Raw genomic sequence first — 20,949 nt, 5'->3', positions numbered from 1 at the left:
AAAAACCATGCGATGAATTAATGGAGGTAGTTTAATGGCAACTTTAGAAATTAAAGATCTTCACGTTGAAATCGACGGAAAAGAGATTTTAAAAGGTGTAAATCTAACAATTAATACAAATGAAGTACATGCAATCATGGGTCCTAACGGTACTGGTAAATCTACACTAGCATCTGCAATCATGGGACACCCTAAATATGAAGTCACACAAGGTGAAGTATTACTTGATGGCGAAAACGTGTTAGAAATGGAAGTAGACGAGCGTGCAAAAGCAGGTCTATTCCTAGCAATGCAATATCCATCTGAAATTTCAGGTGTTACAAACGCAGACTTCTTACGTTCAGCAATTAACGCGCGTCGCGAAGAAGGTGATGAAATTTCATTAATGAAATTCATCCGCGAATTAGATAAAACAATGGCATTTTTAGAAATGCCAGAAGAAATGGGTCAACGTTACTTAAACGAAGGTTTCTCTGGTGGTGAGAAAAAGCGTAACGAAATTCTTCAAATGATGATGATTAAACCAACTTTCGGTATTCTTGACGAAATCGACTCAGGTCTTGATATCGACGCATTAAAAGTTGTATCAAAAGGTATTAACGAAATGCGCGGCGAAGGCTTCGGTTGCTTAATGATCACGCACTACCAACGTCTACTGAACTACATTACACCTGACCACGTTCACGTAATGATGCAAGGGAAAGTCGTAAAATCAGGCGGTGCTGAATTAGCACAACGTTTAGAAGCTGAAGGTTACGAGTGGATTAAAGCTGAATTAGGTATTGAAGATACAAGCGCTGTAGTAGAAGAAGCTTAATTAGAGGAGGACGTACAAGATGACGGTTGAAACAAAATTAGCGTTATCCGTAGAAGAAGTTCGCTCGTTCTCTCAAAGCAATGGGGAGCCAGCAGCATTTGCTGATTTCCGCGCTACAGCTCTTGAAAAAGCGGCAGAGCTTGCACTACCAACGCCAGATAAAACAAATATTACAAAATGGAACTTCACTGAATTTCCAGTACACACTGTAGAATCAGCACCATTCTCTTCATTAGAAGAGCTTCCTGAAGAAGTAAAAGCGTTAATCGATATCGAAGGGCAAGAAAACCTGTATATCCAACGCAACAATACACCTGCATTTATTAAAGTTTCGGAAGAACTTGTAAACAAAGGTGTACTTTTCACAGACATTCAAACAGCTATTCGTGAGCATGCGGATTTAGTTGAAAAATATTTTATGACAACGGCTGTAAAAGTAGATGAGCATAAATTAGCGGCTTATCACGCAGCACTTGTTAACGGTGGTGTATTCGTATATGTACCACGCAATGTGATTATTGAAGCGCCTCTTCAAGTAGTATTCTTAAACGACAATGAAGAAGCTTCATTATTTAACCACGTACTAGTTGTAGCAGAAGAATCTTCAGCTGTAACGTATGTTGAAACATACGTATCAACAATTGATGAATCGAAAGGTCAAGCAAACATTATCGCTGAAGTAATTGCAAAAGACAATGCACAAGTAACTTACGGTGCTGTAGACGTGTTAGCAAAAGGCTTCACAACTTATGTAAACCGTCGTGCAAACGTAGCGCGTGATGCAAAAATCGATTGGGCACTTGGTTTAATGAATGATTCCAATACAATTTCTGAAAATATTACGCACTTAGTAGGTGATGGCTCAGCGGCAGATACAAAGACAGTAGTTGTTGGTCGCGGTGAGCAAAAACAAAACTTCACAACAGAAGTTCGCCACTGGGGTAAAAACTCAGATGGTCAAATTTTAAAACATGGTGTTATGAAGGATGCAGCTCAATCAATCTTCAATGGGATTGGTAAAATTGAGCACGGTGCTACAAAAGCAAACGCTGAGCAAGAATCTCGCGTATTAATGCTTTCTGAAAAAGCACGTGGCGATGCAAACCCAATTCTTTTAATTGACGAAGACGATGTAACAGCAGGACATGCAGCATCTGTTGGACGTGTTGACCCGACTCAACTGTACTATTTAATGAGCCGTGGTATTTCGAAAGCAGAAGCAGAGCGTCTTGTAATTCATGGATTCCTTGCGCCAGTTGTAACTAATCTGCCAATCGAAGGCGTTAAAAAGCAGCTGACGGAGGTTATCGAAAGGAAAGTTCGATAATGATGGCAAAAGACATTAAAAGCTATTTTCCAGTTTTAAATCAAGAAGTAAACGGGCACCCGCTCGTTTACCTTGATAGTGCAGCGACGTCACAAAAACCAATTCAAGTAATTGAAGCGATGAAAAGATACTATGAATTCGATAATTCAAATGTGCATCGCGGCGTTCATACATTAGGTAATCGTGCTACGGATTTATATGAAGGTGCGCGCGACAAAGTGCGTAAATTCATCAATGCAAAATCAACGAAAGAAATTATCTTTACACGTGGTACAACAACTTCTATTAATAAAGTTGCAGCAGGATATGCACGCCAGAACTTGCAAGAGGGTGATGAGATTGTCATTAGCATGATGGAACATCACTCCAATATCATTCCTTGGCAACAAGTAGCGAGAGAAAAAGGCGCAGTTTTAAAATATATTGATTTAGAAGCAGACGGTACAATTTCTTTAGAAACGGTTCGACAAACGATTACGCCTAAAACAAAAATTGTATCTGTCATGATGGTTTCAAACGTATTAGGTACCATTAATCCAATCAAAGAGATTGCTCAAATTGCACATGACAATGGGGCGATTATGGTGGTCGATGGTGCACAAGCAGCACCTCATATGAAAATCGATGTGCAAGAAATCGATTGTGACTTCCTAGCATTCTCGGGGCATAAAATGTGTGCGCCAACAGGAATTGGTGTACTATACGGTAAACAAGCGATTCTCGAAAACATGGAGCCGGTTGAATTCGGCGGTGAAATGATTGACTTTGTAGGGCTTTATGAGTCGACATGGAAAGAGCTACCGTGGAAGTTTGAAGGCGGGACACCGATTATTGCAGGGGCAATTGGTCTTGGTGCAGCAATTGACTTCTTAAACGAAATTGGACTAGAGAACATCGAAGCATACGAGCACAAGCTGGCTGCGTATGCAATGGATCAAATGGAAACAATTAATGGTCTCACAATTTATGGTCCTCGTGATGCAAATGAGCGCTGCGGCTTAGTAACATTCAATCTAGATGATGTACATCCTCATGATGTGGCAACAGTATTAGATATGAGTGGAATTGCTGTACGTGCAGGGCATCACTGTGCTCAACCGTTAATGAAATGGCTTCAGGTGACGGCAACTGCTCGTGCAAGCTTCTACATGTATAATGATGAAGCGGATATCGATAAATTAGTTGCAGGATTGCGTTCGGCGAAGGAGTATTTTAACGATGTCTTTTAATAATAACTTAGATCAGCTATATCGCTCAGTCATTATGGATCATTACAAAAACCCACGCAACAAAGGCTCTTTAGCAGACAATAGCGTAACGATTGATATGAACAACCCAACATGTGGTGATCGTATTCATTTAACGTTACAAGTTGAAAACGGGCTTGTACAAGATGCGAAATTTGACGGTGAAGGCTGTTCCATTTCCATGTCTTCTGCCTCGATGATGACACAAATCATTAAAGGTAAAAAAATCGAAGAAGCACTTGAGCTAGCAGACATTTTCTCAAAAATGATGCTTGGCGAAGAGTTTGATGTAGATAAGTATGATTTAGGGGACGTAGAGGCACTACAAGGTGTAGCGAAATTCCCAGCGCGTATTAAATGTGCGACATTAGCTTGGAAAGCGATGGAAAAAGGCGTAAAAGAAGAAAACTAACTTTTACGCACTAAATGAAAGGGGCAGTCTAAAACACTATCTACATTTTGGTGGAGGTGTTTTAGTACTTTCCTAAAATGAACGGAGGAGACAACATGGCTAAAAAAATGCCTGATATCGGCGATTACAAATATGGTTTCCATGACAAGGACGTATCTATTTTCCGTTCTGAGCGTGGTTTAACAGAAGAAATCGTTCGTGAAATCTCAAAAATGAAAGAAGAGCCAGAGTGGATGCTTGAATACCGCTTAAAAGCTCTTGAAAAATTTTATACAATGCCGATGCCACAATGGGGTGGCGACCTTGCAGCATTAAACTTCGATGAAATTACGTACTACGTAAAACCATCTGAAGCAACACAACGTTCTTGGGATGAAGTACCGGAAGAAATCAAAGCAACATTCGATAAATTAGGTATTCCAGAAGCAGAACAAAAGTATTTAGCAGGTGTATCTGCTCAGTACGAATCTGAAGTAGTTTACCACAACATGAAACAAGACCTTGAAGATATGGGGATTGTGTTCAAAGATACGGACTCAGCATTACGTGAAAATGAAGATATTTTCAAACAACATTGGGGTACAGTAATCCCTTATACGGACAACAAATTTGCTGCGCTGAACTCAGCGGTTTGGTCAGGTGGTTCATTTATTTACGTACCACCGGGTGTAAAAGTAGAAACGCCATTACAAGCTTACTTCCGTATTAACTCTGAAAACATGGGTCAATTCGAACGTACGCTAATTATCGTAGACGAAGGCGCACACGTACACTATGTAGAAGGATGTACAGCACCTGTTTACACAACAAACTCTCTACACTCAGCTGTCGTAGAAATTATCGTTAAAAAAGATGCTTACTGCCGTTACACAACGATCCAAAACTGGGCAAACAACGTATACAACTTAGTAACAAAACGTACAGTGGTTGAAGAAAACGGTACAATGGAATGGATCGACGGTAACATCGGTTCGAAATTAACGATGAAATACCCAGCTTGTATTTTAAAAGGTGAAGGCGCTCGTGGTATGACGTTATCGATTGCACTTGCAGGTCGTGGACAGCATCAGCACGCAGGGGCAAAAATGATTCACTTAGCACCAAACACTTCGTCAACAATCGTTTCTAAATCGATTGCGAAACAAGGCGGGAAAGTGTCTTACATGGGTCAAGTGAAGTTTGGTCCAAAAGCAAGCGGTGCACGTGCGAACATTGAATGTGATACATTAATTATGGATAATGAATCTACTTCAGATACAATTCCATACAATGAAATCTTTAATGATAATGTCTCTTTAGAGCACGAAGCAAAAGTATCAAAAGTATCTGAAGAGCAATTATTTTATTTAATGTCTCGTGGTGTTTCGGAAGAAGAAGCAACAGAAATGATCGTAATGGGCTTCATCGAGCCATTTACAAAAGAGCTTCCAATGGAATACGCAGTAGAAATGAACCGTCTTATCAAATTCGAGATGGAAGGTTCTATCGGTTAATCGTTATAAAGTATAATTATGGAAGGGTTTCTTAGATGTATTGGCATCTAAGAAACCCTTTTTACTCTATGTAGTGGTATTTTGGAATTGATAAAAAATATTTTAGCAAATACTATCAAAAATTCCTTTTTCTTTTCCGTTAAGATGAAAGTGAGGTGAGCAGCATGTACAGTGATGTGACAAGAGACATAATCAGCTATATTGAAGAGCACTTATTAGAAGATCGATTTCTAGATGATATTGCAAAAGAAGTGGGTTATTCAAAGTTTCATTTATCCAGGCTATTTAAACAAGAGACAGGTGTAACGATTAGTGAGTATACTCGTATGCGACGTTTAGCAGTAGCAGCGATGTATTTGTTGTATTCCGATGAATCGATACTTCAGATTGCTTTTTCATTACAATTTCAGTCACAAGAAGCATTTACAAGGTCTTTTAAGGAACTGTACGGAATGCCACCAGGAAAATACCGAAAAATGATGAAGGCACTTAGTGGAATGGAGGAAGAAGGAATGAATGGACAAACAATGATTAAAGGGTGGACTTTAAGTGGCTCACATCCGAATTATTACGATGTAGGTATCGATGATCAAATTTTCCATACAGGAACGAAATCCGGTGTTCTATATGCAAAAGGGAATGCAGGCGAAGATGGGTTTGGTACAATGATGCAAAGTTTTTTGGCAGATATGTATAAAGGGAAACGCATTAAAATGTCCTGCTATTTAAAAACGGAAAAAGTAAATAAATGTGGTGCTTGGTGTCGTGTTGATAATGGTTCAGGAGATGTGATTCAATTTGATAATATGGATAACCGTTCCATTATAGGAACATCTGACTGGAACTATTATTCCATTGTACTAGATGTACCTCCTGAGAGTGCTTCTATTCATTTTGGCGTACTTTTAGCAGGTCAAGGAAAAGTATGGGCAGATGGTTTTAAATTTGAAGAGGTCGATGAATCTGTACCAACAACAAATATGTTAGGGTTGGAAACATTACCACAGCAACCGATTAATTTAGGGTTTGATGAATAGTATTTTTAGAAAAGTGTCACGTAATATTACTACTATTTTAGGTACCCTGAGTAAAAGTTATCTAGTTAACAATTTTAAATGATTAGATATAACACGCCTGTATGTGGAAAGCTCAAATACAGGCGTATTGATTTTGTATGAAAGCCACAATCGATTAGTTTAACCCCGCAATAAAGCTTTCAATCTCTTCCTGCGTCTTACGATCCTTACTAACAAAACGGCCAATTTCTTCGCCTTTTTTATATGCAACGAAGCTTGGAATACCAAATACATCTAGCTCTATACAAAGATCGATAAATGCATCACGGTCCACTTTCACAAACGTATAGTTTGTAAATTTTTCTTCTACTTCTGGCATAAATGGATCGATAAAACGGCAATCTCCACACCAATCGGCTGAAAAGACAAATAGCGTGGCATCCCCATTTTTTAATTGTTGAAACTGCTCTACTGACTGTAAATTCTCCATTATAACACCTCCTCCATCGCTGTATTTTTTATCATATCATATTGCATCATCATGAATAGCATACTTTAAATTCAAAGCCTTGTAAACTTATATGGATTTATGTATTATGAATCAATAAAGACTCGAAAATAACGACATTCAAATGAGGAAGTGACGGGAATGGCCAATAAAATATATCAGTCAATTTTAGAGCTTGTAGGTAATACACCGATTGTGAAACTGAATCAGCTTGTTGATGAACAGTGTGCAGAAGTGCTAGTGAAACTAGAGTATTTTAATCCTAGTGGCAGTGTCAAAGATCGTGCGGCGTATTCTTTAGTGGAAGTTGCTGAAAAACAGGGGTTAATCAAGCAAGGCGCAACCATTATTGAGCCAACGAGTGGGAATACAGGGATCGGATTAGCTATGAATGCCGCAGCGAAAGGATATAAAGCGATTTTTGTTATGCCTGACAATATGACAAAGGAACGTATTGCCATATTAAAAGCGTATGGTGCACAAGTTGTATTAACACCGGCTGCAGAAAAAATGCCTGGTGCGGTGAAAAAAGCGCTTGAACTGCAAAGTCAGATTGCCAATAGCTTTATTCCACAGCAATTTGAGAATCTAGCCAATCCATCTATTCATCGAGTGACGACGGCTCCTGAGATTTTGGCGCAAACAGAAGGAAGATTAGATGTCTTTGTTGCTACGGCAGGAACGGGTGGTACGATTACAGGCACAGGTGAGGTATTAAAAGAACATTTACCGAATTTAGAAGTCATTGTTGTGGAACCGAAAGGCTCTCCTGTACTTTCAGGGGGACAACCCGGTCCTCATAAACTGGTAGGCACGAGTCCGGGGTTTGTGCCAGCTATTTTAAATACAGCCATTTATGATGAAATTGTTCAAGTAGAGGACGAAAATGCGTTACAAACAACGCGAGATTTAGCGAGGTTGGAAGGGATTTTGGTAGGCCCATCATCCGGTGCTGCGGTATGGACAGCGATTCAAAAAGCACGAGCATTAGGACCAGGTAAACGTGTTCTATGTATCGCACCAGATAACGGCGAGCGTTATTTAAGTATGGAAGGGCTGTTTGGAGAATAAGGATAGGCTGCTATGCATTCGGCTCAGGGGTTCAGCAGAATGCATAGCATATAAATTTATAATCCCGCTATCATCATTTCTGGATCATCTGTAAAGATTGCTTCTACCCCAAGTGATCGTAGTTCTTTTGCAATAGCTATATCGTTCACTGTAAATGTGCGTATCGTTGATCCGTTTGCGATGGCTGCTTGGATGATGTGACGGTATGCATGGAAGTAATAGATATGAAGTGCATCACTACGTAGTGCTTTTACATAGTCTTCAATATTTGTCACAAGCGAAGCAAATAGCACCCCTGTTTGAATTGATGGCTGCAATTGATGGAAGCGCTGAATACTTTCATGATTAAAGGAAGAAACAATCACCCTGTCATGCATCCCGAAAGCATCGATTTCATCTGCAATGAGCTGCTCAATCCCTTCATACTCAAAAATATCGGATTTTATCTCAATATTTAATACGTGATGTGTATGTTGAAAAAGCGTTAATACTTCTCTCAACGTCGGTATGTTCTCTCCAGCAAATTGCTCTCCAAACCATTTTCCGTAATCATATTGCTTTAGCTGTGCCAGTGTCATCTCTTTTACAAATCCTGTTCCAGTAGATGTACGATCAATCGTTTCATCATGAATGACGACTAATTGCTTGTCAGCTGTTAAATGAACATCAAACTCTACACCAAAAACAGGTAGTGCAGCTGCCTTTTGAAAAGCGATACACGTATTTTCTGGGTACTGCTTACTGCATCCTCTATGTGCAAATATCTTCATGTTCCTTTTCCTACTTTCCTCTAAAAGTTAGTAAAAAATCTACATTAATAAGAATATATATAATTAAATGCATAAACAACACAATTTACAGTAAATTGACAATAGGTTAACGATATCTTGAAAGTTGGCTTTTATAATGACAGTACAGCATATTGTTAGCCACTCATAAAGGAGGGAGCTGAACGTGCATGCAACGAGTACGATTGGAAAACATTAAGAAATCTTACGACAAACAGACAGAAGTATTAAGCGAGATAACTATTGAAATAGAGCCTGGTGAATTTTTTGTGTTAGTTGGCCCATCTGGTTGTGGGAAAAGCACTATGTTACGAATTATAGCTGGACTAGAAAATATTACATCAGGTAACTTGATTTTTGGTGAGGATGTTGTGAATGACATTCATCCGAGTAAGCGTGGGATTACGATGGTGTTTCAAAACTATGCATTATACCCACATATGAGTGTAGAGGAAAATATCGGCTTTGGCTTACAAGTGAAAAAATTAGAGAAGGGCGTTCGAAAACAAAAAATTGAAGAAGTAGCTGCGATGCTTGGTTTAAGTGATTACTTAAAACGAAAACCGCGTCAGCTATCAGGTGGTCAGCGTCAGCGTGTAGCACTTGCTCGCGCGATTGTAAATGAACAACCTATTTGTTTAATGGATGAGCCATTGTCTAACTTAGATGCTAAATTACGCGCCCATATGCGGTCAGAGCTACGCCGTTTACAAAAGAAGTTAGGCTTTACGATGATTTATGTGACACATGATCAAGTAGAGGCGATGACGATGGGAGACCGCATGATGATTTTAGATAAAGGCTATGCACAGCAAATTGGTACACCGATGGATATTTACAATTATCCTGAAAATATATTCGTTGCGACATTTATTGGTTCTCCGCCGATGAACTTAAAGCAAGCATCTGTTCACGTAGCTGAGTGTTCTATTCAGCTAAGTTCAGCATTATCTATTGCCATTAGTGAAACCATGTCTAAAAAAATACCGAGTAGTGTCATCTTTGGCATTCGCCCAGAGCATTTAATACAGCCCGTAGAAGGGGGGACAATCTATAAGGCACCGATTGTAAATGTAGCACTATTAGGAAATGAAACACTTATTTCGATTGATGTAGACAGTGAAGAATGGATTTGTAAGTGGGGAGGTCAATGGAATTATAAAATTGGACAGTTACTTGAATTTTCTATTAACGAAGAGGAAGTTTGCTTGTTTGATACGGAGACAGAGAAAATCGTCCAAAAAGGGCTAATAGAGCGTAAGGTGGTGGAATAAATGAACCTATGGAAACGTTCTATTAATGTCAGAGTAGGGCTGCTTTATTTACTTCCATCCATTGTACTTTTTGGCATGTTCGTCTACTATCCAATGGCAAAAACCATTTACTTAAGCTTTTTCTTAACAAATCAAAATGGTGTGCCGGTGTATTTTAATGGCATTGAAAATTACACGTACATTTTTACGTCAGATGAATTTCGAAATAGTATGAAGGCAACGTTATTATTTGTTGCTTATACAGTACCAGTAAGTGTAGTACTCGCGCTAATCATGGCGGTTTTAGCAAATGAAAAATTAAAAGGAATCGGCCTTTACCGAACGATTTTCTCATCAACTATGGGCATTTCTGTCGCAGCATCTGCGGTTGTTTGGCTCTTTTTATTTCATCCTTCAGTCGGTGCCTTTAACAACATTTTAAAAGCGATGCATTTACCGACTGTTCAGTGGTTACTTGATCCAGATCGGGCGTTGTTATCGGTTTCACTGACGACGATCTGGATGAACTTAGGCTTTAACTTTTTAGTTATTTTAGGTGGTTTACAAAATATCGATGACAGCTTGTATGAAAGTGCAACAATCGATGGAGCGGGCTACTTTACAAAACTACGTCGCATCACCATTCCGCTTTTATCTCCCACATTATTTTTTATCATTACCATTTCGTTAATTAATGCATTCCAAAGCTTTGGTCAAATCGATATTTTAACAAAAGGTGGACCAATCCAATCAACAAATTTAGTCGTGTACTCCATTTATAAAGAAGCGTTCGTAAACTATCAATTTGGCACAGCTAGTGCACAAGCGATTGTATTATTTATCGTTGTACTCATTGTGACGATCCTACAGTTTAAGTTTGGAGAGAGGAAGGTACATTACCAATGAGCATGCCTCTTTCTCAAAAAATATTATTTTACATTTTACTAACGATTTTTGCGGTAATGGTGTTCTTTCCTGTGGGGTATGCGTTTTTAATTTCCTTTATGACGCCGCAAGAAGTGTTAACAGGCAGCATTTTCCCAAATAGTTTTTCATTTAGTAATTATGAACAAGCATTTCAACGATTACCGTTAATCAAATATTTACTAAACAGCTTTGTCGTGTCGACGCTTGTGATGATTGGACAAATTTTAGTTTGTGCAATGGCAGCCTACGTGTTTGTATTTATCCCGTTTCGAGGGAGTAATGTGATCTTCTTTCTATTTATTTCAACAATGATGATTCCATGGGAAGCGACGATGATTCCGAACTTTTTAATGATTCAAGGGTTTGGTTGGACAAATACGTATATGGCATTAACATTTCCGTTCTTTGCTTCTGCATTTGGCACGTTTTTATTGAGGCAACATTTTAAGACAATCCCGTATGAACTGTATGAGGCAGCACAAATTGGCGGAGTGGGGAAGCTGAAATTTTTCTGGAAAGTTGTCTTGCCGATGTCCAAAACAAGTGTTGTGACATTAGGGGCGTATAGCTTTTTGACAACGTGGAATATGTATTTATGGCCATTACTGACAACGACAAATGACAAAGTACGAACCGTGCAAATCGGTATTCGTCAATTGCAATCCAATGAAAGTGCAACGGATTGGGGCGTGGTCATGGCAGGCGTCATGATTATTATTTTACCTACGCTAATCCTACTGTTTTTAGGACAAAAGCAATTACAAAAAGGATTAACGCAAGGTGCCATTAAATAATAAAAGGGGTTTAGGTGAATGTTCAATATGAAAAAGTGGTTCTTACTAGGATTCATGTTCCTATTTGTACTCATTATTAGTGCATGTAGTAACGATGAGACAACAACAGGAGAAGAGGATACAGCAGACACAACGGAGACTACAAACAATGATGCTACGGTAAGCGATGAAAAAGTGAAAATTGAATTTTGGCATGCGATGAGCGGGGCCAACCAGGCGGCTATTGACAAGGCAGTAGCAGACTACAATGCTTCACAAAATCAATATGAAGTTGAGGCGTTATTCCAAGGTTCTTATGAAGAGTCTTTAACAAAATTACGCAGTGTCGGTGGGACATCTGATGCGCCAGCGATTATGCAAGTATTTGAAGTCGGGACAAAATATATGATTGAAAGTGGCTACATTGAGCCAGTACAAACATTTATTGATCAAGACAACTACGATGTTAGTCAATTAGAAGAAAATATTTTAAATTACTACACGGTAGATGGTCAATTATATTCCATGCCATTTAACTCATCAACACCAGTCATGTTGTATAACAAAGATGCATTTAAAAAAGCTGGCTTAGATCCAGAAAATCCACCGCAAACATTTGAAGAAGTTATTGCAGCAGCTAGCAAATTATCAAATGGTGATATGAAGGGCTTTGCGATTTTGTTATACGGTTGGTTCTTTGAGGAGATGCTTGCAACACAAGATGGCTTATATGTAGATGCTGACAATGGTCGTACAGGTCAAGCAACACAGGCGCTCTTTAATGGGGAAGAAGGTTTACGTGTATTTGAATTTTTAAAAGAAATGAACGATGCGGGTACGTTAGGAAACTTTGGTTCTGTATGGGATGATATTCGTACAGCATTCGTTTCAGGTCAAGTAGCGATGTATTTAGATTCATCAGCAGGAATTGCCGATATCGCAAAAAATGCACCGTTTGAAGTAGGGGCAGCGTATATTCCGTATTCAGAGAAAGCGGACCGTAACGGGGTAATTATCGGTGGTGCTTCATTATGGATGATGAACGGTATTTCGAAAGAAGAACAAGCGGGTGCGTGGGACTTTATGAAATTTTTACAAACACCAGAAGTGCAAGCGCAGTGGCATGTATCAACAGGGTATTTTGCTATCAACCCAGCAGCATATGAGCAGGATATTGTAAAAGAGCGTTGGACAGAGTATCCTCAACTTCAAGTAACAGTGAATCAATTACAAGATACAAAGCCTTCAACGGCAACACAAGGTGCGCTCATCTCTGTATTCCCAGAGTCACGTGAGCATGTTGTCACAGCGATTGAAGAATTATATCAAGGCGGCGACCCACAAGCGGTTTTAGATAAGGCAGCTGAATCAACAAATCGTGCCATTGAAATTGCCAATAAAACAAGTGGGAACTAATAAGTAAGGAATAAAAACGACAGCAGCTTCACGCTGTCGTTTTTATTCTTATTTCATCAAAAGGGGTGGTTGGATCAATAAAAATCTTGTACCCTGTAAAAATCCTCCAAATTAATGAACCAGAACTGCTTTATTTTAAATAGACGGATAATTTTATGTTCTAATCGTCAACGATTGATCAATACTGTAATGAAGCATTGTGATTTTGATAGTAAGGAGTGGATGACATGAGCTATGCTTCGTCGTTAAAAAGAAATGAAGTATTCAACCTATTAAAAAGTAAAACATTCGATGTACTCATTATCGGTGGTGGCATTACCGGAGTCGGGATTGCATTGGATGCGGCTAGTCGAGGGCTACAAGTAGCATTAATTGAAATGTGCGATTTGGCAAGTGGTACTTCAAGTCGTTCGACAAAATTAGTACACGGCGGATTGCGTTATTTGAAGCAATTCGAAATAAAAGAAGTAGCGGATTTAGGCAAAGAGCGGGCAATCGTTTATGAAATTGGTCCACATGTTACAACGCCTGTTCGTATGCTGCTTCCTTTTCATAAAGGGGGGACATTTGGGAAATGGTCCACGTCTCTTGGGTTACAAGTATATGATTTCTTAGCGGGTGTGAAAAAATCAGAGCGCCGAAAAATGTTAACGGTGCAAGAAACATTACAAAACGAGCCACTTATTAAAAAAGAAGGCTTACTTGGCGGTGGCATGTATGTGGAGTATCGGACAGATGATGCACGTCTTACGATCGAAGTAGCAAAAAAAGCAATAGAACAGGGAGCCGTGATAGCAACCTACACAAAAGTAACAGACTTTTTATATGATGCCCACCAAAAAATTTGTGGCATTGTAACGCAAAATACGCTAGCTAATGAATCCCTTCATATTAGAGCAAAAGTGGTAATCAATGCGACTGGTCCATGGGTAGATACGATTCGTCAATTAGAACAGCAACCTTTACATAAGCATTTAGTACAATCAAAGGGTGTCCACATTGTGTTCGATGAGTCTGTCTTTCCGCTCAAGCAAGCTGTTTACTTTGATACGCAGGATGGACGAATGGTTTTTGCCATTCCGCGAGAGGGCAAAACGTATGTTGGGACAACGGATACGTTTTATGATGGTGATTTAAGCAATATTACGATTGACCAAGCAGACCGAGCTTATTTAATGAAAGCAATTCGTTATATGTTTCCCGCTTTACAAATAACAGAGGGTGATATTGAATCGAGCTGGGCAGGAGTGAGACCGCTAATTCACGAGGAAGGAAAAAAGCCATCCGAAATTTCTCGAAAAGATGAAGTTTGGGTATCGCCAAGCGGGCTACTCACCATTGCAGGGGGGAAGCTGACAGGGTACCGAAAAATGGCTGAAATGATTGTCGATCAAGTTGTTACGAAAATAACGGATAAAAAGCTACGACCGTGTGTAACGAAAAAGCTGCCGATTTCTGGTGGAGAAGTGGGCGGTTCTAAGTACTTTGAACAGTATGCTGCGAATAAGGCAAAAATAGGTGCTGCATACGGCCTTTCACTTGAAGAAAGTATGAAGCTAGCGCGGCATTACGGCTCCAATGTAGAACGAGTATATGCTTATTTACAAATAGAACATAAGATTTTACCACGCCTGCTTTACGCTCAATTACACTACGGGATCGAGCATGAACTTGTCGTGCACCCGCTAGATTTTTTTATGCGCCGCACGTCCTATTTATTTTTTGATATCGATACGGTTAAGACGTATAAGAAAGCAATCTTAGATGAAATGGAAAGACTATTGCATTGGTCAGCTGAAGCACGTGCTCTTTATGAAAAAGAGCTACATGCTGAAATAACACGCGCTACGACTGGAAAATAAGCCACATTAATATAGCAGTTCATATAAAACATCTGGGCGGTCTGTAATAATACCGTCTATTTGTTGCTCGATTAATTTTTTCATATGGCGCGGATTGTTGACCGTGTAGACATGTACTTTTAGCTGTTCTGCATGTGCTAAGTGAATAAGAGCTTCTGTGACCGCTTGTTGGTGAATGATAATACCATTTGCATATTGTCGTACTTGCTGCAACTTTTCGCGTGTCAGTTCATGCGTTCCTTCCTTTGTGAATAGTTGGAACAGCTGAATTGAGTGGTTTTGCTCCCGTAATAACCGTAAGCTTTTTGCTGAAAAAGACTGAATGATTAATGATTTATCGTGGAGGCGTCCTGCTGCTTGCAATTCTTTTAAAAGCATCTCCTCCACACCATCACGTCGATTTTTTGTTTCGATATACAGTGGTGTTGTCGGATAGTGGGTGAGTACCTCTTGCAATGTCAAAATAGAAGAGCTCCCCAGTTCATTCGCTCGTTTTAGTTGTTTTAGCTCCGTTGCGGTATAATCTGGAATGGTCCGCCCATCGCCGTATGAAGGAACTTTATCATGTTCGATGACTAATACATGATCTTTTGTCATTTGCGTATCAAATTCTAAATAATCTGCCCCCTGTGTTAAGGCTAAATCATATGCCTCAAAGCTATGCTCAGGTGCATAATAAGATGCTCCGCGATGTGCAATAATGAAAGGCTTATGTGTCGAGGAGTCTCCGAAATTTAAAGTAAAAAGCGTTGTAGCAATGATTACTGCTAAAAGAACATACCATCTTTTCATCTTTTCATCTCCCTTTCTATTAGCTTACCCTGAAACGATCATTTGTTAAATTGCTGTTTAAATCGGCTATAATAAATAACGTGAAGGAGGCATTCAGTATGATTACTATTGGATTAACTGGTTGGGGAGACCATCCGATGCTGTATTCAGATGTGACATCTGCTCAGGATAAATTATTTGATTATAGCGGACATTTTCCAATTGTTGAAGTCGATACATCATTTTATGCGATTCCAAATAACCGACACGTAGAAAAGTGGTGTAGTGAGACACCGCATAATTTTCAGTTTGTTTTAAAAGCATATCAAGGGATGACAGGGCATCAGCGCGACGATTTGCCATATGAAACACGTAATGATATGTTTAACGCTTTTATAGAATGTGCACAATGCTTCCAAAAGCACGGTAAACTGGCGGTGGTACTTGTTCAATTTCCCCCATGGTTTGATTGTACAGCAAAAAATGTGCAATACATGCGTTATGTAAAGCAACAATTGGTGCATTTACCAATTGCCGTCGAATTTCGCAATCAAACGTGGTACGCTAAAGATATGAAGCATAAAACACTTCAGTTTTTACGTGAGAACGCATTCATTCATACAGTTTGTGATGAGCCACAAGCAGGAGCGGGTTCTGTCCCCCTTGTACCAATCGCAACAGCAGATAAAGCACTTCTTCGTATACATGGTCGGAATATTCATGGTTGGCGCAATGCTGGAAATGCACAAAATTGGCGTAAAGTCCGCTTTTTGTATGATTACAACGAGGAAGAGCTGCAAGGCTTAGCGGCCCATATTCGAGCGCTACAGCAGCAAGCAAAAGACGTCTATGTGTTGTTCAATAATAACTCGGGTGGTCATGCGGCAATGAATGCGAAGCGACTGCAAGAGCTGCTGAGTATTGAATTTGAAGGTTTAGCACCGAAACAAATGAACATGTTTGAAGGAGAGTTTTAATGGAATTTTTATTGCTATTTGTCATCGCCACGGTTTCAGGGGTTATTGGTGCACTAGTAGGACTTGGCGGCGGTGTTATATTAGTTCCTGCTACATTATTCGTTGGCATGAATCTCGGGCTCATTCCAAATATTACACCACAAACGGTTGTAGGTCTTTCTGTCATTATGATGATTTTTATCGGAATGGCTTCCACTATGTCGTATATGAAATCCGGGACAGTCGATTTTAAAACGGGATTCATCTTTTTTGCGGGAAGTATCCCGGGAACCATTTTAGGAGCATGGGTTAATAAAGGGCTTGATTTGCCTTCATTTAATTTATATTTTGGTATTTTGCTTATTATTATCGCTACCATTTTAATTTTTCGTGATAAATTAAAACCAGTTAAATGGTTCGTGGAGCATGGGACAAAGTTTGAGTATATTGACGCGCAAGGCGAAAAACATATATATGGATATCCGATTTGGTTTGCACTTGTTTTAACTTTTGCCGTTGGGTTTATGTCAGGCTTATTTGGTATTGGTGGCGGTTCCATGATTGTACCAGCCATGCTCATTTTATTTTTGTTTCCCCCACATGTGGCGGTATCAACAAGTATGTTTTTAGTGTTCCTAACTGCCTTAGTGAACTCGGCTAGTCATATTGCGCTCGGCAATGTGCCGTGGCTGTATACACTCGCAGTCATTCCAGGTGGATACATAGGTGCCAAAATAGGTGCTACATTAAATAAAAAATTAAAATCAGAGCAATTGGTGTTTTCATTGCGGATCGTTTTATTATTACTTGGCATTCGTTCTATTTTAGATGCATTACTGTAGAAAGAGGTGATGGTGGTGCTCGAAAAGATTCATATTTTTCATACGAACGATTTACATAGCCATTTTGAATATTGGTTACGTATGCAGACCTTTATAAAAGAGCAGCGTCAGCTTCTAGCAAGCAAGGGTGAGGTTAGCTTTTTAGTGGACATTGGGGATCATCTGGATCGTTCGAATATTTATACAGAGGCAACGCTTGGGAAAGGCAATATTCAGCTTTTAAATGAGGCAGAGTACGATGTTGTGACCATCGGCAATAATGAGGGGATTACGCTGTCATTTGAGGAGTTATCGGCTCTTTATGAGACAGCTCAATTTGATGTTGTAGTGGCGAATCTTAACGCCATCAGAGGGGACAATCCTGATTGGTTAAAGCCCTATAGCATTTTAACGACTGTTTACGGTACTAAAATTGCTGTGATTGGTGCTACAGCGCAATTTGATGTATTTTATCGTACATTGAATTGGGAAGTAACAGAGCCACGTAAGGCGCTTATTTTACTCGTGCAACAGTTAAGAAAAGAAGTTGATATCATTGTATGCTTATCACATTTAGGGATTACAGATGACGAATTGCTTGCGAAAGAATGTCCAGATTTTGATGTCATTTTTGGTGCACATACACATCATGTTTTTCCACAAGGAAAGCATGTCAATGGTGTGTTATTAACAGGTGGAGGAAAGTTCGGTCAGTATACAGGACATTTAACAATTTTGTATGACCACGATAAGAAGCACATTGAATCGATGGAGGAAGAGTTAATTGAGAACGGACAACTGACGATGGTGCCAGGAGAAGCTGAATTTTTATATAGTTTAGTAAAAAAGGGAGAAGCATTATTGTCGGAACCTGTTACGCAATTATCAAAAACATACTATAAAGAATGGTTCCATCATTCGTCCTTATCTCGGTTATTTGCCGAAGCGGTTTTTGATTATACAGATGCAGATTGTGTCATGTTTAATGCAGGGATTTTTGTTGAAGATTTGAAAAAAGGGTACGTTAGTACATTTGATATGCATAAAATTTTGCCACATCCGATTAACCTTTGCTTAATGGAATTAACAGGAGCGGAATTAAAGGAAATGTATATGCAGGCGCAAAATGAAGAATGGCCACAATTACAGTTAAAAGGTCTCGGTTTTCGCGGGGTTGTGTTCGGAAAATTATTGATGTATAACATCAGTATGAATAAGCGCAGAAAATTATTTATTGCGGGTCAACAAGTAGAACCAACCAAAACGTACAAACTCGCAACGCTTGATTTATTTACATTTGGCTACTTCTTCCCTACATTTAAATACGCTAAAAAACATTATTATTTACCCACTTTCCTACGTGACATTTTTTTGTCTTATTTACAAAACAAAAAATAACATGTTTTCAGCTACTTTCCTATTTATAGAAAGGGTATTATAATTTAGTTAACGTAATTACAAAGATGGGAGTTTATCAAGTTAATGCGATTAATATCAATCAATGTACTCAGATCTGGGATGATTGTCGGTAGAACGATTTGGAACGAAGCAGGTCACCCATTGCTCCAAAAGGGAGTGGTCGTAACAGATCGAATTCTACTTCGATTAAAACAATTGAATATAAAATATGTTTATATTGAAGATAGCATATCATACGGTATTGAAATTGAAGAAACGGTAAGACCAGCTGTACGCAATAAAGTTGTCAATCAAATTACACAGTCATTCCAGTCTGTAAAAGGAGCAAAACGCGAGCAAGCTTCTTTTGTATTAGAGCAACAATCAAAAGCGATTGGTACAATTGTGGAAGATTTATTAAGCTCCATCTTAGATAGTGAAGAAATTTTAACGGTTTTAACAGATGCTTACTTGTATGATGAATACTTATATCAACACTCATTTCAAGTCACGTTATATTCATTAGCCATAGCGAAAGAAATGGGTTATTCTTATGAGGATTTACGCTTAATCGGTATTGGGGCGATGTTGCATGATGTAGGGAAGCTGTTAATTCCGACTGATGTTTTATTGAAGCCGGGTCGCCTCACAAATGAAGAATTTGAAGTGATGAAAAATCACGCGCGTTATGGCTTTGATTTACTACGAAATTTGCATTCTGTTTCGTTGCTTGTTGCGCACTGTGCATTCCAGCATCACGAACGAATTGACGGTAGCGGCTATCCGCGTGGCCTTGTTGATTTTGAGATTCATCCATTTGCGAAAATTATAGGGGTAGCAGATGTATTTGATGCAGTAACATCGAATCGTGTGTACCGAGAGAAATTATTACCTTCTCAAGGGATGGCTATCATTGAAGCTGGAAGTGGAACTATTTTCAGCCCACGTGTAGTAGAAGCATTGCGCAAGAGCGTAGTCCATTATCCAAATGGCACGATTTTGCTATTAGCAGATGGTCGACGTGGTGTAGTATTTAAGCAAAATACAGAGCAACCAGACCGTCCGTTTATACGTATTTTTGAAGAAGACGATGAGATTTTGAATGCAACATATGAAATCAATTTAGCTGAAATGCCAAGTCTCTTAATTGATAAAGTAGAGATGGATTACATAACACCTGTCGAATAGTCATTTCTCCCTTCTCATATTGTAGAGGAGGGGGATTTTTTTGTTTGCTAAACGGCGTAAGATGAAATTTAAGAGGAGAAAAAAAGCTTCTGCCAAACTAACGATGCTATTTGTCAGTTTAGTTGTAATGGTCATTATGTCTTTGTATTATTTAAATAGTCGCATTATGCCGACGTATTTACAATATGCCGAGGTACAAACAGAAAAGGTTGCTTCTTATGTTGTCAGCAAAGCGATTAATTCTCGCACTTCAAGTGTACTCGATGTAAATGATATTATTGTAGATCTTCCACCGGGTACAAGCGATAGTATGGTTACGACTAAGCTTAACACAGATATTATCAATCAAGTGCGAGCTGAGACGACAGCGCTTGTGAAAGAGTATTTAGAGCAAGCGGAGAACGGTGATTTATCACGTTTACCAAGCCTTGAAAATGTAGAGTATGATGTGGGGAGAATGGAAGCGGGGGATGGAATCGTATTTTTCGTGCCGATGGGGCAAGCGCTGAATTTACCCCTCCTCGGGAATTTAGGCCCGACTATTCCAATTCGCTTTCATATCATTGGCAATGTGCATAGTGGTGTAGAATCAACAATTCGCGAATTTGGGATTAATAATGCCTATGTAGAGGTTAGTATACATTTAGAAGTAAATGTACAGATTATTATTCCGTTCGCCAGTAAATCCACTAGGGTAGAACAATATATTCCAGTTGCAATTGGTTTAATACGGGGGACAGTGCCACATATTTATACAGATGGAGGGGAAGGCGTACAGCCATCTTTAGAGGTTCCTATACCGTATGATTAATATGGAAATAGTAGGATTATTTGAAAAGCTGGTTGTTGGGTGAGGTCATATATGTTACATTGACATCAGTAATGCAATATACAAAAATTTTGGG

At 39.2% G+C, this 20,949-nt stretch carries 20 protein-coding genes; 17 read left to right on the top strand and 3 right to left on the bottom strand.

Annotated elements, in window-relative coordinates:
• The first annotated feature begins 34 nt into the window (after nucleotides 1–34).
• From sufC to AAGS61_RS14450, 6 genes are all read left to right on the top strand, one after another.
• Nucleotides 35–817: a Fe-S cluster assembly ATPase SufC gene (sufC, locus tag AAGS61_RS14475; RefSeq protein WP_391373280.1), complete on the top strand. Its 783-nt coding sequence runs from the start codon at nucleotides 35–37 to the stop codon at nucleotides 815–817.
• Between the two features lie 19 nt (nucleotides 818–836).
• Entirely contained in the window at nucleotides 837–2,144 is a 1,308-nt protein-coding gene (gene sufD / locus AAGS61_RS14470; protein WP_391373277.1) for a Fe-S cluster assembly protein SufD, read from the top strand.
• On the top strand, nucleotides 2,144–3,373 hold the full coding sequence (locus AAGS61_RS14465; protein ID WP_391373275.1) for a cysteine desulfurase: 1,230 nt from the start codon (nucleotides 2,144–2,146) through the stop codon (nucleotides 3,371–3,373). The genes sufD and AAGS61_RS14465 overlap by 1 nt, the downstream gene beginning before the upstream one ends.
• The gene (sufU, locus tag AAGS61_RS14460) at nucleotides 3,363–3,803 is read left to right on the top strand and encodes a Fe-S cluster assembly sulfur transfer protein SufU (protein ID WP_391373272.1); all 441 of its coding nucleotides are present in this window, start codon (nucleotides 3,363–3,365) and stop codon (nucleotides 3,801–3,803) included. The genes AAGS61_RS14465 and sufU overlap by 11 nt, the downstream gene beginning before the upstream one ends.
• Before the next feature lie 95 nt (nucleotides 3,804–3,898).
• Entirely contained in the window at nucleotides 3,899–5,296 is a 1,398-nt protein-coding gene (gene sufB / locus AAGS61_RS14455; RefSeq protein ID WP_391373269.1) for a Fe-S cluster assembly protein SufB, read from the top strand.
• A 164-nt stretch (nucleotides 5,297–5,460) separates the two neighbouring features.
• Nucleotides 5,461–6,333, top strand: coding sequence for a helix-turn-helix transcriptional regulator (locus tag AAGS61_RS14450; protein ID WP_391373266.1), 873 nt, complete (start codon nucleotides 5,461–5,463; stop codon nucleotides 6,331–6,333).
• A 154-nt stretch (nucleotides 6,334–6,487) separates the two neighbouring features.
• On the opposite strand, the gene AAGS61_RS14445 is transcribed toward AAGS61_RS14450, so the two are convergent.
• Complete coding sequence (locus AAGS61_RS14445) at nucleotides 6,488–6,802, bottom strand: thioredoxin family protein (RefSeq protein ID WP_391373264.1); 315 nt, start codon at nucleotides 6,800–6,802, stop codon at nucleotides 6,488–6,490.
• 159 nt (nucleotides 6,803–6,961) lie between these two features.
• On the opposite strand from AAGS61_RS14445, the gene cysK reads away from it, so the two are divergent.
• Nucleotides 6,962–7,891: a cysteine synthase A gene (gene cysK / locus AAGS61_RS14440; protein ID WP_391373261.1), complete on the top strand. Its 930-nt coding sequence runs from the start codon at nucleotides 6,962–6,964 to the stop codon at nucleotides 7,889–7,891.
• Between the two features lie 56 nt (nucleotides 7,892–7,947).
• Here the strand turns inward: cysK and AAGS61_RS14435 are convergent, their stop codons facing one another.
• Entirely contained in the window at nucleotides 7,948–8,661 is a 714-nt protein-coding gene (locus AAGS61_RS14435) for a glycerophosphodiester phosphodiesterase (protein WP_391373259.1), read from the bottom strand.
• A gap of 188 nt (nucleotides 8,662–8,849) precedes the next feature.
• Between AAGS61_RS14435 and AAGS61_RS14430 the strand changes: the two genes are divergently transcribed.
• From AAGS61_RS14430 to AAGS61_RS14410, 5 genes are all read left to right on the top strand, one after another.
• Complete coding sequence (locus AAGS61_RS14430; RefSeq protein WP_391373257.1) at nucleotides 8,850–9,953, top strand: ABC transporter ATP-binding protein; 1,104 nt, start codon at nucleotides 8,850–8,852, stop codon at nucleotides 9,951–9,953.
• Nucleotides 9,954–10,838, top strand: a complete 885-nt coding sequence (locus tag AAGS61_RS14425; RefSeq protein ID WP_391373254.1) for a carbohydrate ABC transporter permease — start codon at nucleotides 9,954–9,956, stop codon at nucleotides 10,836–10,838.
• 2 nt (nucleotides 10,839–10,840) lie between these two features.
• Nucleotides 10,841–11,653: a carbohydrate ABC transporter permease gene (locus AAGS61_RS14420; protein WP_391373506.1), complete on the top strand. Its 813-nt coding sequence runs from the start codon at nucleotides 10,841–10,843 to the stop codon at nucleotides 11,651–11,653.
• 27 nt (nucleotides 11,654–11,680) lie between these two features.
• Nucleotides 11,681–13,048: an ABC transporter substrate-binding protein gene (locus AAGS61_RS14415; RefSeq protein ID WP_391373251.1), complete on the top strand. Its 1,368-nt coding sequence runs from the start codon at nucleotides 11,681–11,683 to the stop codon at nucleotides 13,046–13,048.
• Between the two features lie 227 nt (nucleotides 13,049–13,275).
• The gene (locus AAGS61_RS14410; RefSeq protein WP_391373248.1) at nucleotides 13,276–14,910 is read left to right on the top strand and encodes a glycerol-3-phosphate dehydrogenase/oxidase; all 1,635 of its coding nucleotides are present in this window, start codon (nucleotides 13,276–13,278) and stop codon (nucleotides 14,908–14,910) included.
• Between the two features lie 6 nt (nucleotides 14,911–14,916).
• Here the strand turns inward: AAGS61_RS14410 and AAGS61_RS14405 are convergent, their stop codons facing one another.
• A complete protein-coding gene (locus AAGS61_RS14405; RefSeq protein WP_391373246.1) occupies nucleotides 14,917–15,702 on the bottom strand; it encodes a glycerophosphodiester phosphodiesterase in 786 nt (261 codons plus the stop codon).
• Nucleotides 15,703–15,800: 98 nt separating this feature from the next.
• On the opposite strand from AAGS61_RS14405, the gene AAGS61_RS14400 reads away from it, so the two are divergent.
• The 5 genes from AAGS61_RS14400 to yunB all read left to right on the top strand — a co-directional run bounded on the left by AAGS61_RS14400 (nucleotide 15,801) and on the right by yunB (nucleotide 20,855).
• The gene (locus tag AAGS61_RS14400; RefSeq protein ID WP_391373243.1) at nucleotides 15,801–16,658 is read left to right on the top strand and encodes a DUF72 domain-containing protein; all 858 of its coding nucleotides are present in this window, start codon (nucleotides 15,801–15,803) and stop codon (nucleotides 16,656–16,658) included.
• Nucleotides 16,658–17,479 (top strand): sulfite exporter TauE/SafE family protein, encoded by an 822-nt coding sequence (locus tag AAGS61_RS14395; RefSeq protein ID WP_391373241.1) that lies wholly within the window; start codon nucleotides 16,658–16,660, stop codon nucleotides 17,477–17,479. The genes AAGS61_RS14400 and AAGS61_RS14395 overlap by 1 nt, the downstream gene beginning before the upstream one ends.
• Before the next feature lie 15 nt (nucleotides 17,480–17,494).
• A complete protein-coding gene (locus AAGS61_RS14390; protein ID WP_391373239.1) occupies nucleotides 17,495–18,856 on the top strand; it encodes a bifunctional metallophosphatase/5'-nucleotidase in 1,362 nt (453 codons plus the stop codon).
• 84 nt (nucleotides 18,857–18,940) lie between these two features.
• Nucleotides 18,941–20,044, top strand: coding sequence for an HD-GYP domain-containing protein (locus AAGS61_RS14385; protein ID WP_391373236.1), 1,104 nt, complete (start codon nucleotides 18,941–18,943; stop codon nucleotides 20,042–20,044).
• Nucleotides 20,045–20,105: 61 nt separating this feature from the next.
• A complete protein-coding gene (yunB, locus tag AAGS61_RS14380; RefSeq protein WP_391373503.1) occupies nucleotides 20,106–20,855 on the top strand; it encodes a sporulation protein YunB in 750 nt (249 codons plus the stop codon).
• Nucleotides 20,856–20,949 lie beyond the last annotated feature (94 nt).

This window comes from Lysinibacillus sp. KU-BSD001, assembly GCF_042920265.1.
GTDB lineage: Bacteria > Bacillota > Bacilli > Bacillales_A > Planococcaceae > Lysinibacillus_B.
The sequence above is the reverse complement of the archived record's forward strand: the minus strand, read 5'-3'. Positions and strand labels throughout refer to the sequence as shown.